General features: G+C 68.4%; 14 protein-coding genes and 1 pseudogene. 12 read left to right on the top strand and 3 right to left on the bottom strand.

Annotated elements, in window-relative coordinates; translation table 11 throughout:
* Positions 1–245: 245 nt before the first annotated feature.
* From ruvC to tolB, 9 genes are all read left to right on the top strand, one after another.
* On the top strand, positions 246–752 hold the full coding sequence (gene ruvC / locus DJ029_RS19295; RefSeq protein WP_112324130.1) for a crossover junction endodeoxyribonuclease RuvC: 507 nt from the start codon (positions 246–248) through the stop codon (positions 750–752).
* A complete protein-coding gene (ruvA, locus tag DJ029_RS19290) occupies positions 749–1,420 on the top strand; it encodes a Holliday junction branch migration protein RuvA (RefSeq protein ID WP_112324129.1) in 672 nt (223 codons plus the stop codon). Before ruvC ends, ruvA begins: the two co-directional genes overlap by 4 nt.
* 99 nt (positions 1,421–1,519) lie before the next feature.
* Positions 1,520–2,563: a Holliday junction branch migration DNA helicase RuvB gene (gene ruvB, locus DJ029_RS19285; protein ID WP_112324154.1), complete on the top strand. Its 1,044-nt coding sequence runs from the start codon at positions 1,520–1,522 to the stop codon at positions 2,561–2,563.
* Positions 2,553–3,203, top strand: coding sequence for a hypothetical protein (locus DJ029_RS19280; RefSeq protein WP_112324128.1), 651 nt, complete (start codon positions 2,553–2,555; stop codon positions 3,201–3,203). Before ruvB ends, DJ029_RS19280 begins: the two co-directional genes overlap by 11 nt.
* Complete coding sequence (ybgC, locus tag DJ029_RS19275; protein WP_112324127.1) at positions 3,193–3,606, top strand: tol-pal system-associated acyl-CoA thioesterase; 414 nt, start codon at positions 3,193–3,195, stop codon at positions 3,604–3,606. Before DJ029_RS19280 ends, ybgC begins: the two co-directional genes overlap by 11 nt.
* 106 nt (positions 3,607–3,712) lie before the next feature.
* Positions 3,713–4,417, top strand: coding sequence for a protein TolQ (gene tolQ, locus DJ029_RS19270; protein WP_112324126.1), 705 nt, complete (start codon positions 3,713–3,715; stop codon positions 4,415–4,417).
* A 4-nt stretch (positions 4,418–4,421) separates the two neighbouring features.
* Positions 4,422–4,892 carry a protein TolR gene (gene tolR / locus DJ029_RS19265; RefSeq protein WP_112324125.1) on the top strand — a complete coding sequence of 157 codons (471 nt, stop codon included), beginning with the start codon at positions 4,422–4,424 and terminating at the stop codon, positions 4,890–4,892.
* Positions 4,893–4,903: 11 nt separating this feature from the next.
* Positions 4,904–6,142, top strand: coding sequence for a hypothetical protein (locus DJ029_RS19260; RefSeq protein ID WP_157966454.1), 1,239 nt, complete (start codon positions 4,904–4,906; stop codon positions 6,140–6,142).
* An 8-nt stretch (positions 6,143–6,150) separates the two neighbouring features.
* Positions 6,151–7,479, top strand: a complete 1,329-nt coding sequence (gene tolB / locus DJ029_RS19255; protein WP_112324123.1) for a Tol-Pal system beta propeller repeat protein TolB — start codon at positions 6,151–6,153, stop codon at positions 7,477–7,479.
* A gap of 329 nt (positions 7,480–7,808) precedes the next feature.
* Here the strand turns inward: tolB and DJ029_RS19250 are convergent.
* Positions 7,809–8,066, bottom strand: a pseudogene (locus DJ029_RS19250) (epoxyalkane--coenzyme M transferase); the annotation flags it as partial.
* 93 nt (positions 8,067–8,159) lie between these two features.
* Between DJ029_RS19250 and DJ029_RS19245 the strand changes: the two are divergent.
* On the top strand, positions 8,160–8,954 hold the full coding sequence (locus tag DJ029_RS19245; RefSeq protein WP_112324122.1) for an ion transporter: 795 nt from the start codon (positions 8,160–8,162) through the stop codon (positions 8,952–8,954).
* A gap of 315 nt (positions 8,955–9,269) precedes the next feature.
* A complete protein-coding gene (locus DJ029_RS19240; protein ID WP_112324121.1) occupies positions 9,270–10,541 on the top strand; it encodes a DEAD/DEAH box helicase in 1,272 nt (423 codons plus the stop codon).
* Positions 10,542–10,704: 163 nt separating this feature from the next.
* Here the strand turns inward: DJ029_RS19240 and DJ029_RS19235 are convergent, their stop codons facing one another.
* The gene (locus DJ029_RS19235; RefSeq protein WP_112324153.1) at positions 10,705–11,403 is read right to left on the bottom strand and encodes a DUF2161 domain-containing phosphodiesterase; all 699 of its coding nucleotides are present in this window, start codon (positions 11,401–11,403) and stop codon (positions 10,705–10,707) included.
* A gap of 112 nt (positions 11,404–11,515) precedes the next feature.
* On the opposite strand from DJ029_RS19235, the gene DJ029_RS19230 reads away from it, so the two are divergent.
* Positions 11,516–12,208: a DUF6639 family protein gene (locus DJ029_RS19230; RefSeq protein WP_308861208.1), complete on the top strand. Its 693-nt coding sequence runs from the start codon at positions 11,516–11,518 to the stop codon at positions 12,206–12,208.
* Positions 12,209–12,218: 10 nt separating this feature from the next.
* On the opposite strand, the gene DJ029_RS19225 is transcribed toward DJ029_RS19230, so the two are convergent.
* Positions 12,219–15,581, bottom strand: a complete 3,363-nt coding sequence (locus tag DJ029_RS19225) for an error-prone DNA polymerase (RefSeq protein ID WP_112324119.1) — start codon at positions 15,579–15,581, stop codon at positions 12,219–12,221.
* Positions 15,582–15,665: the final 84 nt, after the last annotated feature.

Here is a 15,665-nt window from a genome sequence, read left to right as displayed (position 1 = left end):
ACTTTTCGAAGGCTGCGTCGAGCCACCTTCAAATCCGCAGTTATGCGTCTTCCAAAAGTGGCGCAAATGCAATTATTGCATCCCTCCCATGTGAATTTGTCATAGCTGAAAGGGGTTTACCGGATAGTGTCGCTTTTGCACAAGGCGATGGTCGCATTCAAGCTGAACCGCTTTAGAAGTTCCAAATGTTCTGGTTTCGTGCTAGTCGCATTTTAACGAAAAAAGAGAGCAGGAAGGCGGTTGAAATGCGGGTGATCGGCATCGACCCGGGGCTGAGGCGCACGGGCTGGGGAATCGTCGACGTGCAGGGAAGCAGGATTTCCCATGTCGCGAACGGTGTGTGTTGCTCGGAAGGCAGCGACCTGGCGCTGCGCCTGCTCAGCCTGTATCGCGCGCTGAGCGCAGTGATCGTGGAGCACGCGCCCGATACGGCGGCGGTGGAGCAGACCTTCGTGAACAAGGACGCGGTGGCCACGCTGAAACTGGGGCAGGCGCGCGGCGTCGTCATGCTCGCCCCCGCCAGCGCCGGGCTGCCGGTCTCGGAATACGCGCCGAACGCGGTCAAGAAGGTCGTGGTCGGTGTCGGACACGCGGACAAGAAACAGGTGGAACACATGGTGAGGTTGCAATTGCCGGGGGTGGAGATCGCGGGGGCCGACGCCTCGGACGCGCTGGCGATCGCGCTGTGCCATGCGCATAACGCCAAGTTCTTCGGGCGGCTGGAGGCGGCGTTGGCCCGCGCAGGCGCATGATCGGCAAGGTTTCGGGGCGGCTGGACTACCGCGCTGCCGATCACGTGCTGATCGAGGCGGGGGGCGTCGGTTACGTCGTCTTCTGTTCCGAGCGCACGCTCGCCGCGCTGCCGGGCGCGGGCGAGTACGTGGCGCTTTATACGGAACTCGTGGTGCGCGAGGATCTGATGCAGCTCTTTGGCTTCCTGACGCTGGCCGAAAAGGAATGGCACCGGCTGCTGACCTCGGTCCAGGGAATCGGGGCGAAGGGGGCGCTGGCGATTCTCGGCACGCTCGGGCCTGACGGGATCGGGCGTGCGATCTCGCTCGGGGATGTCGCGGCGGTGAAGGCGGCGCCTGGCGTTGGGCCGAAGACCGCGCAGCGGGTGATCTTGGAGTTGAAGGACAAGGCGTCCAGCGTCATGGCGCTTGGCGCCGCCGGCGCGCGGCAGGCGAGCGGCGCGAGGTCGGCGGACACGCCCCCCGCACCGCGCGACGAGGGTCAGGTCATCGATGACGGCGGCGCGGACCTTGCCGGCGCGCGCTCGGCCGCGCTGTCGGCGCTGGTCAACCTCGGCTACGGGCACGGGGACGCGGCCACCGCGGTATCGCAGGCCGAGGCCGACGGCGCAGCGGATGAGGCCGCGCTGATCCGGGGCGCGCTGCGCCGCCTTGCGCCGCAGGGGTAGGGGGATGGATGCGTTTCACGCCCCGTCACGGATGGACGCTGAGCGCCCTGTCGCGCTAAACCCCCTGCCAAGGCCCCATTGCCCGAACGCGAGCGCTTCATGACCACGCCCGACCCCACCGTCCGCCCCGAGCCCCAGCCCGAGGATGCCGACCGCGCCCTGCGACCGCAGGCACTGGACGCCTTCATCGGCCAGGCCGAGGCGCGCGCCAACCTTGCCGTGTTCATCGAAAGCGCGCGCCGTCGCGGGCAGGCGATGGACCATGCGTTGTTCTACGGCCCTCCGGGCCTGGGCAAGACGACGCTGGCGCAGATCATGGCGCGCGAACTCGGGGTGAGCTTCCGCATGACCTCGGGGCCAGTATTGGCCAAGGCGGGGGACCTGGCGGCGATCCTGACCAACCTCGAGGAACGCGACGTCCTGTTCATCGACGAGATCCACCGCCTCAACCCGGCGGTGGAAGAGGTGCTCTACCCCGCGATGGAGGATTACGCCCTCGACCTCGTGATCGGGGAAGGGCCGGCGGCGCGTACCGTGCGCATCGATTTGCCGCCCTTCACGCTGGTCGGGGCGACTACGCGACTCGGCCTGCTGACGACGCCGCTGCGCGACCGATTCGGCATTCCGACGCGGCTGGAGTTCTATACCGAGGCGGAACTGGTGCAGATCGTCACCCGCGCCGCGCGCCTGATGAAGGCCGACGCCACCCCCGAAGGCGCGCGCGAAATCGCCCGCCGTGCCCGTGGCACACCGCGCATCGCGGGGCGTCTGCTGCGCCGCGTCGCGGACTTCGCCTGGGTCGAGGGGGACGGGCAGGTGACCCAGCCGCTGGCGGACCGCGCGCTGACGCGCCTGGGCGTCGATCACCTCGGCCTGGACGGCGCGGACCGGCGCTACCTGCGCCTGCTGGCCGAACACTACGGCGGCGGCCCCGTCGGCGTGGAAACCATCGCCGCCGCTCTGTCCGAGGCGCGCGACGCCATCGAGGAAGTGATCGAGCCGTTCCTGCTGCAAAGCGGGCTGATCCAGCGCACCCCGCGCGGGCGGATGCTGGCGCGCAGGGCCTGGCAACACCTGGGCCTAAGCGCGCCCAAAGCGACCGGACAGGTCGATCTGTTCGACGAGGATGCCGATGACGCCTGAGAAGACCGAAAGGCTGTTCACCCGCAGCGACGGCAGCTTTCACTTCGCCCGCTGGGGCCGACCGTTGGCACCAGTGGTGTTCGGCACCGACGATGCGACCCTGTCGATCCTGAAGGACACGATCCGCGAGGTCGCCTCGCTCGGGGATCTGCGCCTGACGGACGCGGACCCCGAGTTCGGCGCGAACCTGCTGGTGTTCTTCGTGCAGGACTGGACCGACCTGGCCGGGGTGCCGAACCTCGACCGGCTGATCCCGGACATGGCGGCGCTGCTCGACAGGCTGGGGCAGGCGGGGGCGAACCAGTACCGCAGCTTCCGCTTCGACGAGGGCGGCGCGATCTCGCTCTGCATCCTGTTCCTGAGGATGGACGCGGAACTGGCCGATGTGCCCGCGCAAACGCTGATGACGGCGCAGATGGTGCTCTCGATGCTGCTGTGGTCCGACACCGCCTTCCAGTCCGAAAGCCCCGTGGCGCAGGTGACCGACAGCGGCCACGCGGTCGCGCGCCCGGACGTCGCGGCGCTGATCCGATCGGCCTATGACCCGGTGCTGCCCGCCGTCAGCCACGACCCCGCCCACGCCCATCGCCTTGCGGCGCGCGCCGGGCTTCTGCTCGGGGACCTGGCCGATGAGCTTTGAGAGCCGCTTTCGCGTCTACTACGAAGACACCGACATGGCGGGCATCGTCTATTATGCCAACTACCTGAAGTTCATGGAGCGGGGCCGCTCGGACGCGGTGCGCGAGATGGGCATCGACCAGGGCGCGATGCGCGAAGCGGGGCTGGCCTTCGCCGTTGCGCATCTGTCCATCGACTTTCACGCCCCGGCGCGCTTCGATGACATGCTTTCGGTGCACACGGATATCCTGCGCACCGGCGGCGCGACGCTTGAAATGGCGCAGCAGATTCGGGTGCAAGAACGCCGGATCGTCACCGCGCAGGTGCGCATCGCCTGCATGACCCTGGACGGCCGTGTCGCCCGCATTCCGGCGGCGATCCGCGCACAATTCGGCGCAGCGGGGGCTGCCCCTGCGACACGCTAGACAATTCACAGGATTTTCGACACAAACCGCCCAATCTACGTTACACTCGCGCCCAAGTCGGCAGACATGACCGGCGTGGCGAAACACGATACGAAGAGCAGCAGTAATGGAAACCGAAACACTGGCCGCGGTCAGCGAGGTCGACTTCTCGCTTATGGCGTTGTTTTTGCGGGCGACCCTGACGGTGAAGATCGTTATGGCCATTCTCGTGATATCCTCGATCTGGTCCTGGGCCGTGGTCATCCAGAAGCACATGAACTTCCGCTCGGCGCGCAACGAAGTCGCTGATTTCGAAGAGTTGTTCTGGTCCGGCCAGCCCCTGGACGAGGTCTATGACGAGCTGGAGGACGACCCGCGCGGCGGCACGGAGCGAATCTTCATGTCCGGCATGCGCGAATGGCGCCGCTCGCAGAGAACCAGCGGCAAGATGATCGCCGGCGCGCAGGCACGGATTGACCGCGCGATGAACGTCGCCATCAGCCGCGAGCAGGATGAACTGACCGAAGGACTGGGCGTGCTGGCCACCATTGGCGCGATCTCGCCTTTCGTCGGGCTGTTCGGTACGGTCTGGGGCATCAAGTACGCCTTCGAGGAAATCGCGATCCAGCAATCGACCAACTTGGCCGTTGTCGCGCCCGGTATCGCCGAGGCCCTGCTGGCCACGGCGCTCGGCCTTCTTGCGGCGATCCCGGCGGTCATCTTCTACAACAAGCTGTCGGCCAACGCGGACAGCATCACGGCGCGCTACGAGGGCTTCGCGGACGAGTTCTCCGTGATCCTGTCCCGCCAGCTCGAAGCGGCGGAGGGGTAGGGCCATGGGCGCTGGCATGACACAGGGCGCAGGCCGCCGCTCGCGCCGGGGCGGGCGCGGCGGCAACAAGCCGATGTCCGAGATCAACGTCACGCCTTTCGTGGACGTCATGCTCGTGCTGCTGGTCATCTTCATGGTGGCCGCACCGCTTCTGACCGTCGGCGTGCCGATCGAACTGCCCGAAACCGCGGCCACCCCCCTTGCCCAGGAGGAAGAGGACCCGCTGACCATCGCCATCACCGCCGATGGTGAGATCATGTTGCAAAGCCAGCCGGTGGAACGCGGCCAGCTGATCACCCTGCTGAACGCCGTTGCCGCGGAACGCCAGGACGACAAGGTGTTCCTGCGTGCCGACAACGCGATGAACTATGGCACCGTCATGGAAGTGATGGGCGCGCTCAACGCCGCCGGGTTCAACAGCATCGGCCTGGTTACGGAAGGGGGCGGTCCGACGCTGGACGCCCCCGCCCAGTAAGGCGGCGACCGGTGCGGGCGGGATGGACCATATCCATAGCGCTCCACGCCGCAGGTATTGCGGCGGGGCTGTTCGCGATTCCCTACGATGACGACCGTCTACGCGACGTTAGCCGCGTGACCGAGGTATCGCTGGTCACCGCCACCCCGGCGGACCGCGACCAGGCACCCGATGTCCAGAACATGGAGGTGGCCGGGATCACGGCTCCCAGTTTCGATCCGGATGCCGGCCCCGCGCCCGAGGACGATATCGCGCCGGAAATGAGCGAGCAGGACTTCATCGAGGACCCCTCCGCGCGCGACGCGGCAGCCGACCTGTCCGCCCTGATCGAGGAACTGGCTCAGCCGGAAGTCTCGGTCTCCGTGGACGCGCCGCCCGAGGATACCGCGCCCGACTCCCAGATGAGCTCGCTCAGCCTACCGGGCACCTCCGGCTTTGACACCATGACCTCGGCCCCCCGCGGCCCCGCGCTTGCCACGCCCCCCGCGCCCCGCCAGGCCCCGCGGATCGCCAGCGCGACCGCGCCGACACCGCCCATGCCCGACCGCTCGGACCGCGAAGAACAGGCCACCGTCCCCGACGACGCCCCGTCCGAGACGACGGAAACCGCAGAATCCGCCGCGCCCGAGGAAGCGACGACCGCGATCTCGCCCAACCCCGAAAGCGGCGAGGCGGACGGCAGCCAGTTGCGCCTGTCCACTGCACCCCGCGCGCGCCCGCGCAACTTCGAGGCACAGGCCCTCGCCGCCGCTGAAGCCGCCCGCGTCGAGGAAGCGGCGGGCCTGGCCGAGCAGGAAGCCGCCCGCCGCGCAGAGGCAGAGGCCCAGGCGGCGCGCGATGCCGAACAGACGCCGGCGCCAGCCGAAACCGCCACTGAAACCGCACAGTCGGGCGAGCCCGCCGGTGCGCCGGACACGCCAGTCGGCCCGCCGCTGTCCGTCGGCGAAAAGGACGCGCTGCGCCTCGCCGTGCAGAGGTGCTGGAACATCCCCGCCGGCCTGGAAAACGCGTCGGACCTGCGCGTCGTGGTCGCGGTGGAACTCGATCCGTCCGGGCGGATCATCGGCGCGCCGCGCCTGATCGAACCCGCCAGCGCGGATCGGCGGGAAATCGTCGCCGCTTTCGACGCGGCCCGCCGTGCGTTGCTGCGCTGCCAACAGGGCGGCTACGATCTGCCGCGGGATAAATACGAGCATTGGAAAAATCTGGAAGTTGCCTTTGATCCCAAGGGCATGCTGGCCAGATGGTAGGGGGATCGATGGGAAAACTGTTCTTGGCCGCGGCAATCGCGCTGGCGATGACATCCGGCAACCTCCACGCGCAGGACGGGCGCCCAGGCCCCCTGCGGATCGAGATCACCGAAGGGGTCATCGAACCCCTGCCCATAGCGCTGCCCGCCTTCGTCGCCGAAACCACCGAGGCGGCGCAGATCGCGCAGGACATCAGCTCCGTCATCGCGGCGAACCTGACCGGGTCCGGGCTTTTCCGCGAAATCCCGCCCTCCGCCTACATCGGGCGGATCGAGGATTTCAACAAGCCCGTCGCCTATACCGACTGGACGGTGATCAACGCGCAGGCGCTGGTGACCGGGGCTGCCTCCACCACGTCGGACGGGCGGATCGTGGTTAAATTCCGCCTGCACGACACCTTCGCGCAGACCGAGCTTGGCGAAGGCCAGCAGTTCGTCGGTACCCCGGCGGACTGGCGGCGCATGGCGCACAAGGTCTCCGACCAGGTCTACGAGCGCCTGACGGGCGAGCGGGGCTACTTCGATTCCAAGATCGTCTTCGTGTCGGAAACCGGGACCAAGGACGCGCGGCGCAAACGCCTCGCTGTGATGGACCAGGACGGGGCGAACGTGCAGTTCCTGACCGGGGACGACAGCATCGTCTTCTCGCCGCGCTGGTCGCCGGACAACAGCCAGATCGTCTACACTTCCTATGAAACCGGCACGCCGCGGGTCTTCATCCTGGACACGCGCACCCTGGAAAAACGCCCGCTCAGCGGGGTCGAGGGGTTCACCTCGGCGCCACGGTTCTCCAGCGACGGGCGGAACCTCGTCTTCGCCGCGGGGCGGGCGGGCAACTCGGACATCTACACGCTCGACCTCGCCAGCGGCGCGGTCACGCAATTGACCGATTCCAGCGCCATCGAGACGGAGCCGAGCTTCTCGCCGGACAACAGCCAGATCGTCTTCGAAAGCGACCGCGCGGGCACCCAGCAACTCTATGTCATGCCTGCCACGGGGGGCGAAGCGACGCGCATCAGCTTTGGCGACGGGCGCTACGGGGCGCCGGTCTGGTCGCCGCGCGCCGACCTCGTGGCCTTCACCAAGATCGTGAACGGGGCGTTCCACATCGGCGTCATGCGCACCGACGGGTCCGAGGAACGCCTGCTCACCCGCAGCTTCCTCGACGAGGGGCCGACATGGGCGCCGAACGGACGGGTGATCGCCTTCTACCGCGAAACCGCAGGCTCCACCGGCGCGCCGGGACTGTTCACAGTCGACATCACCGGGCGCAACCTGCGCCGCCTGCCGACACCGAGCTTCGCCTCGGACCCCAGCTGGTCGGCCCTGCTCCCCTGACGCAGCGGCGCGCCCTGCGGGCGCAAGACGTTCCCCGGGACCGGTTCACAGGCGAGCCCCCAACCCCCCGGGCGTGGCGCGCGCGGCCCCCTTCCAAAGTCCAGAAATATCCCGGGGAGCACGAGGGGCTGGCCCCTCGTTCCCGCCCGCGGCAACCACTCGGCTCAGGCCGGAACCAGCGCGGCCCCTCGGCCAGGCTGCGCAGCTTCTTCCCGGCGATATCCACGACCCGCCAAAGCCGCTCGGCGAGCAGCTTCGGATGCTCCACGAAAGGCGTCGCCGCATCAATCCTCGCGGCGCACGGGCGCCGTTCCCCTGGGATCTCGTCCGCGCGGACCGTCCCCCGAGAACCCGGTGTAACGGTCCTTCACATAAGTCGCATATGAGATCTTGGAGGTTTCCCCGTCAGGGACTATGTCCATACCGGCGGCGACCTTCCTGGCCACCAGATCATCCACATGGGCGCGCATTGCGGCACTGAATGCGGCCGGGTCACAGGGTTCCCCGCGTTCGCGCGCGAAGAGGAAATCGACCACCGCCTGCGTGCGGGGCAACGCGCCGACGTGGGTGGTTCTGATCGTGGTCATGTCCGGGGCCCGCCATTGAAACTTGTTCCCGTGTTCGTAGCCCCCCATCGGGTGGCGGCAAGCACGCATCATATTGGAAAGGGTGCGGCCACCATGCGCCAGTCACTGCAACGCCTTCTGGCAGACCCGCGTTTCGAACAGCTGATCCTGGCGCTGATATTCCTCAACGCCATCACCCTGGGGCTGGAGACGAGCGACCGGGCCATGGCGGCTTTCGGCGGCGTGCTGACGGCGATCGACACGGCTGTCCTATGGATCTTCGTGGCCGAGATCGCGGCAAGGCTGGTGGCGGACCCGCGCGGCTTCTGGCGCGATCCCTGGCGGATCTTCGACTTCGTGATCGTGGGGGTGGCGTTGCTGCCGGCGAGCGGCCCGCTGTCGGTGCTGCGCGCCTTCCGCATCCTGCGGGTGCTGCGCGTGATCTCCACCGTCAAGGCCATGCGCCGGGTCGTGGCGGGGCTGCTGGAGGCGTTGCCGGGCATGGGCTCGATCCTTATGCTGCTGGTGCTGATCTTCTACGTGACGGCGGTCATTTCGACCAAGCTGTTCGGGGACAGTTTCCCCGAGTGGTTCGGCACGCTCGCCGCCTCGGCCTACACGTTGTTTCAGGTGATGACGCTGGAAAGCTGGTCCATGGGCATCGTGCGCCCGGTGATGGAGGTGTACCCGCTCGCGTGGATGCTGTTCCTGCCGTTCATCATCGCCACCGCCTTCACGGTGCTGAACCTGTTCATCGGTGTCATCGTCGACGCGATGCAGTCCGAGCACGAGGCCGAGGCGCGGGGCGAGCGCGACGCCCTGCAGCGTGAGACGGAAACCATCCTGCGCGAGGTCCGCGCCCTGCGCGCGGAAGTCGCAGCGCTGCGGCAATCGCCCGGGGGCGGTTGACTTGTCCCGCGTTCGGGCGCATATGCCTGACACCTGAGGGTGATCTGCCGCGTGAGTGGACAGTTCGGCCCGGCGCAAGAAGCGCCGCCGACCACTCCCGCAGAGCGTGCTGTTTCCACGGCACCGACCTTGAGGACCTCCCAATCACGCAGGGGTCGACGGCAGCGCCGCCACCGGGCATTCGGCCCGCGCTGGAAGGGCGTTTGTCGCAACCACTGATTGCCCCATGCGGGGGTGTCCGGCACCGTGCCGGCGCCCTGTCCGCGTGGGGTTTGGCGCGCGGACTGACCCGCGGCGCCTCTGAAAGGCAATGACTTGACGACTTTTAACGACCTCGGGCTGAGCGACAGCCTTCTGAATACCCTCGAAGCCGAGGGCTTTGACACCCCCACCCCGATCCAGGCGCAGGCGATCCCGCATGTGCTGGAGGGGCGTGACCTGATGGGGCTGGCGCAAACCGGCACCGGCAAGACGGCGGCCTTCGGCCTGCCGCTGATCCACAAGCTGGTGAAGGCGGGCGCGAAGCCCGCCCCGCGCAGCGTGCGCGGCCTGATCCTTGCGCCGACGCGCGAACTGGCCAAGCAGATCGCCGACACGCTGTCGGTCTTCACCCGCCGCTCGCCGCTGAAGGTGGGCCTCGTGGTGGGCGGTGCGTCCATCAACATGCAGGTCAAGCGGTTGGAGAAGGGCACCGACATCCTGGTCGCCACGCCCGGCCGGCTGATCGACCTGCTGGACCGGCGCTCGCTGTCCCTGGCCGAGACCCAGTACCTGGTGCTGGACGAGGCGGACCAGATGCTCGACATGGGCTTCATCCACGCGCTGCGCAAGATCGCGGCACTGCTGCCGGCCAAGCGCCAGACGCTGCTGTTCTCGGCCACGATGCCCAAGCTGATGGCGGAACTGGCGGGGACCTACCTCAAGGATCCGATCCGGGTCGAGGTCAGCCCCCCGGGCAAGGTGGCGGACAAGATCACCCAGACGCTCCATTACGTCGAGCAGGGCCAGAAGGGCGCGCTTCTGCGCGAGATGCTGGAAAAGGCCCCGAATGAGCGCGCCCTCGTGTTCTGCCGCACCAAGCACGGTGCGGAGCGGCTGATGAAGCAGATTGTTGCCGGCGGGCTGCGGGCCACCTCGATCCACGGCAACAAGAGCCAGGGCCAGCGCGAGCGCAGCCTGTCGGCGTTCCGCGACGGCAGCACGCCGATCCTGGTCGCCACGGATGTGGCCGCGCGCGGGATCGACATTCCCGACGTGCTGCACGTCTACAACTTCGATCTGCCCAACGTGCCGGACAACTACGTGCACCGTATCGGGCGCACCGCGCGTGCCGGGGCCGAGGGGCGTGCCGTCGCCTTCTGCTGTGCGACCGAGATGGAGCAGCTCTGGGACATCGAAAAGACCATGGGCATGAGCATCCCCGTCGCCAGCGGCAGCGCCTGGGCCCCCCAGCCCCAGCCCAAACGCGGCGGCGGTGCCCCGAAAGGGCAGGGCCAGCGTGGCGGGGCGAAGCCCGGTGGCGGCAATGGCGGCAAACGCCGCCGGCCGCGTCGCGGCTCGGGCGGCAAGGCACGCCTGGCGGCCTGATCTCTCTCTCTGCGCGCCCCCTGACGGTATCTGCGTCCGGGGGCGCGCCTTTCCGCGCCGGTTGACCGATGCGCGGCCAAGGGGCCTTGCCCCCCGCAGCGGGCGCGTTACGCCGTGCTGCCTTTCCTGAAAGATACGCGCGGACGTCCCGCCCCTCAGCGGATCAAGGATCCGGCGGCAGGGCCGTGGCCAGCTCGGCCAGGGTTTCGGCGTAATCTTCCAGCCCGCGTTGCCCCGCGGGGGTGATCCGGTAGACGCCCCGCGCGACACGTTCGAACCAGCCGTAGTGATCCGCCCGCATCAGCGGCGCCGCGCGCCCGACCCCGGTGGCGCGCGCCACCTCCACGGGGCGGCTCGGGCCGTTCGCGTTCAGGTGATGGGCGCAGCGCAGGGCGTCCTGTCGATAGGCGGTGATGCGCTTGGTGCGCGTGGTGCCCCCGGTGTTCGGGTCGCCCACCCGGCGCTCGAACTCGCGCAGCAGGCGGCCCTGTTTCGCGGCGTTCCGGCGGGGCGCGTAGGGGCCGGGATCAAGATGCGCCTCCACCGCCGGGCTGGGGCCGGTGCGCACCGCAAGAAGCCCCAGGCCAAGGCGGCGGCAGAGGCGCGTCACGTCCTTGTAGCGCAGGGCCCAGCCGCGCTCGGACGAGACCGGCACCGCCAGGTAGACATGCTCGAACAGGGCCTGGCGCGCGACCCCTTGCAGGATCAGCGACAGGCTGAAGGTCAGCTTCAGTTCCACGATCACCGGCGGCTCGTCGCCGCGCCGGGCCATCACGTCGCAATCGCCGATCTCGGCCTTCACCTCGTAGCCCTGGGCTTCGAGATAGGCTTTCACGGGGGGGTAAAGGTCGGCCTCCTGCATCGGTATGAGATGCCACTTCGCGATGGCCGGGTAAAGCTGCCCGCCGCGCGACTTGAAACATTGCGGGGCAGGGCCGATACTGAAGCAACACGTCACAGTTGGGGCGCGCACCATGCATCGATTGCAACGTCAGCGGGCGGCCTTGTTCCTTGCCTTGTGCCTGTGTCTGCCCGCGCCCTCGGCAGGGTGGGCCCAGACAGCTCTTTGCGCGGGGGGCGGTGTCACGGTCAACGCGCAAACCCAGTCGTTGCGCGATCAGGTCTGCCGGGCGGCGGCCACCGCGCAGGAGGTTGTGAACCACTGTGACATTCCATTGCCCGAGGCGCATGTCACGATCACGGTGACTGATGATCTGGTGCCGGGTTGCGTCGGCCTGTTCCATTCCGATGACAACCTGATCGAAGTGCTTCCGCCCGCAATTATGGACGAACGCCTCGGAAACGACAGCGTTTTCGCGGGCTTGGACGAGGAAGGGTTCTTTGCCAGCATCGTGGCGCATGAATTCGCCCATGCGGTGGCGAACGGATTTCCCTGTTCGTCCGGCAATTGCGTGACCGCCGGTGAATATGTGGCCTATGCCTTGCAGATCCTTGCAATGGAGGCCGGGGACCGGGCGGCTTTCGAGCAGCGCGCCGGTTTGGTTGAACCCGTCGCGCCGGAGCAGTTGAGTGGCGTCATCCTGATGTTTGCCCCCGACCTTTTCGCCGCCCGGGTCTGGTCCCACTTCAGCGCTCAGCCGGATGGCTGCAGCTACCTGCGCGATGTGCTGGAGGGGCGCGTTTCCTTCGACCGGGAGGAGCCCTAGGCCCCCGCCTTCAGTGGAAGTTGCGTCCCTTTGGCAGGGCGCTGCCCGCATGGGCCGCTTTTGCGTTCAGATCCTGGCGCAGCTCCGGCACCTCCGCCAGAAGCCGCGCGAGGGAGCCGCCGGGCTTCGGTTTCATGCGCTGGTCGTCCACCGGGCGGCGCACCTCGTCCGCGTTGGCCAGCGCGCCGTTGCCCAGGTCCTGGTCCGAGATCTGCTGCATCAGCGGGGTCAGGTCCACCAGCCGCTCGGCGACCACGTGGATCACGCCTTCCTGGCTTTGCAGCTTGCCCCGCACCCCCACGCAGCGCGCGCCGAGGACCAGCGCGCGATAAGCCTCGAACACCTTGGGCCAGACGATGATGTTGGCGACGCCGGTCTCATCCTCCAGCGTTTCGAAGACCACGCCCTTGGCGGTGCCGGGGCGCTGGCGCACCAGCACCAGCCCGGCCACCTGCACGATGGTGCCCGAGCGTATCCGCTGCAACGCCTCTGCCTGCACGAAGCGGTTGCGCGCAAGGCGCGGGCGCAGGAAGGACACCGGGTGCGCCTTCAGCGAGTAGCTCAGGCTTTGGTAATCCGCGATCACCTGTTCGCCGAGCGGCATCGGGGGCAGGGCCACCTCGGCCTCGCGCTGCAACTCCACGTCGCGGTTGGTGGCGAACAGCGGCAGGCGTTCTGCCGAGCCCAGCGGGTCCAGTGCGCGCGCCGCCCAAAGGGCCGCGCGCCGGTCCAGCCCGAGCGAGCGGAAGGCGTCCGCCTCGGCCAGCAGCTCGATCGCGGCGCGGTTCAACCCTGAGCGCAGCCAGAGGTCGCGCAGGCTGTCATAGCCCCGGTTGCGCCGCGCCACGAGGCGGTTCGCGTCCTCCTCCCGGAAGCCCTTCACCCTTTGCAGGCCGAGGCGCACGGCGTGGCTGTTCTTCATCGTGCCCACGAGCTGCTGATGCGCCATGGCCACCGGGTGGGGCGTTGCGTCGGGTTCCAGCGTGGTGGCCCATTCCGAGTGGTTGATGTCCACGTCGCGCACCTCCACCCCGTGTTCGCGCGCGTCGCGGATCAGCTGCGCGGGGGCGTAGAAACCCATGGGCTGGGAGTTCAGGATCGCGGCGCAGAACACGTCCGGGTAATGCGCCTTCATCCAGCACGAGACATAGACCAGCAGCGCGAAGCTGGCCGCGTGGCTTTCGGGGAAGCCGTATTCGCCGAAGCCCTCGATCTGCCGGAAGCAATGCTCGGCGAAGTCGCGCTCGTAGCCGTTGGCGACCATGCCTTCGACCATGCGTTTCTGGAAGCTGTGGATCGTGCCGACCCGGCGGAAGGTGGCCATGGCGCGGCGCAGCTTGTCCGCCTCGCCCGGGGGGAAGCCGGCGGCGACGATGGCGATGTTCATCGCCTGCTCCTGGAACAGGGGCACGCCCAGGGTCTTGCCCAGCACCTGGCGCAGCTCGTCCTTCGGGAAGACCACCGGCTCCTTTCCCTGGCGGCGGCGCAGGTAGGGGTGGACCATGTCGCCCTGGATCGGGCCGGGGCGCACGATGGCGACCTCGATCACCAGGTCGTAGTAGCAGCGGGGGCGAAGGCGCGGCAGCATGGTCATCTGCGCGCGGCTCTCGATCTGGAACACGCCCAGCGTGTCCGCGCGGCAGATCATGTCGTAGGTGGCCTCGTCCCTGTCTTCGAGCGAGGACAGCGTTTCCCACCGGCCATAGTGCCGGGCCAGCAGGTCGAAGCCCTTGCGCAGGCAGGTCAGCATCCCCAGCGCGAGCACGTCGATCTTCAGCATGCCGAGCGATTCCAGGTCGTCTTTGTCCCATTCCACGATGGTGCGCTCCTCCATCGCCGCGTTCTCGATGGGCACCAGGCTGGACAGGCGGTCGCGGGTGATCACGAAGCCGCCCACATGCTGGGACAGGTGGCGCGGAAAGCCGATGATCTGCTGGGCGAGGTCCAGCATCTGCGCCAGATGCCTGTCCGAGGGGTCGAGGCCCGCGCGCCGCGCGTCCTCGGCGTCCACCTCGCGCGACCAGCTGCCCCATTTGGTGCCCGAGATGGCGGTGATCGCATCGTCGGACAGCCCGAACACCTTGCCCACCTCGCGCAGGGCGGATTTGGCGCGGTAGGTGATGACCGTGGCGGCCAGGCCCGCGCGCTCTCGGCCGTACTTCTGATAGATGTACTGGATCACCTCCTCGCGGCGCTCATGCTCGAAATCCACGTCGATGTCGGGCGGCTCGCCGCGTTCTTCCGAGATGAAGCGCTCGAAAAGCAGGTCGACGCGGGCGGGGTCCACCTCCGTGATGCCAAGGGCGTAGCAGACGGCGGAATTGGCGGCGGAGCCGCGCCCCTGGCACAGGATGCCCCGCGACCTGGCGAAGCGCACGATGTCATAGACGGTCAGGAAGTAGGAGGCGTAGTCGAGTTTGCGGATCAGGCCGAGCTCATGGGCGACGGCGCGCTGCACCTTGCGCGGCGCGCCCTCGGGCCAGCGGCGTTTCAGCCCGATCCGGGTCAGGCGCTCCAGGCTTTCCTGGCTTGGCATCGCGATGCCGCCCAGCTCCTCGAACACCGGGTCCTCGGGGTACTGGTGCTTCAGTTCGTCGAGCGAGAAGCCGATGCGGCGGAACAGGGTCCGCGCGGCCTCCGTCGTGCCGGGATGGTCGCGGAACAGGCGGGCGGTTTCCTCCGCCGGTTTCAGGTAGCGTTCCGCGTGGGGTTCCAGAAGGGTGCCGGCACGCTCCAGCGTCACGCCCTCGCGGATGCAGCTGAGCACGTCCTGCAGGGGGCGGCGCTCGGGCGCGTGGTAGAGCACGTCGCCCATGGCGACCAGCGGGACAGCCGCGGCGCTTGCAAGACCGGCGAGCGCGGCGAGGCGGCGCTGGTCGCCGGGGCCGTGCTGGCGGACCAGCGCTAGGTGAACCTGCCCGGGCCAGCGGGTTTCCAGCGCCTTCAGCGCCGCCGCCAGAGTGGCAGCGCGGGCGGAGCGGCCGGGGACCAGCGCCATCAGCAGGCCCTCGGCGTTGCGCATCAGGTCCTTGCGCGTCAGGTGGCACTCGCCCTTCGGCGCGCGGCGCTTGCCGAGGGTCAGCAGCTCGCACAGGGATTGCCAGCCGCGGCGGCTTTCGGGCCAGGCGAGCACGTCGGGGGTGGCGTCGGCGAAGACCAGGCGGCAGCCGGGGGCGAAGGCGATCCCGGCTTCCTTGGCGGCCATATGCGCGCGCACCACGCCGGCGACGGAGTTGCGGTCCGTCACCGCGATCCCGACATAGCCGAGCAGCGCGGCCTGCATCACCAGTTCCTCCGCGTGGGAGGCACCGCGCAGGAACGAGAAGTTGGTGGTCACGGCCAGTTCGACCGGCCCCGGGGGAAGGGCGCGCATCACGGCCCCCCTGCGCCCCGGGGCCGGGCGCGGCGGGCGCGGGGCATCGAGCCCCCCGCCCGCCGGGGCGTGGTGCCCACGCCC

This window comes from Oceanibium sediminis (assembly GCF_003265325.1).
GTDB classification, from domain to species: domain Bacteria; phylum Pseudomonadota; class Alphaproteobacteria; order Rhodobacterales; family Rhodobacteraceae; genus Halovulum; species Halovulum sediminis.
Note: the sequence above shows the minus strand (reverse complement) of the source record. Positions and strands in the feature narration are given on the sequence as shown.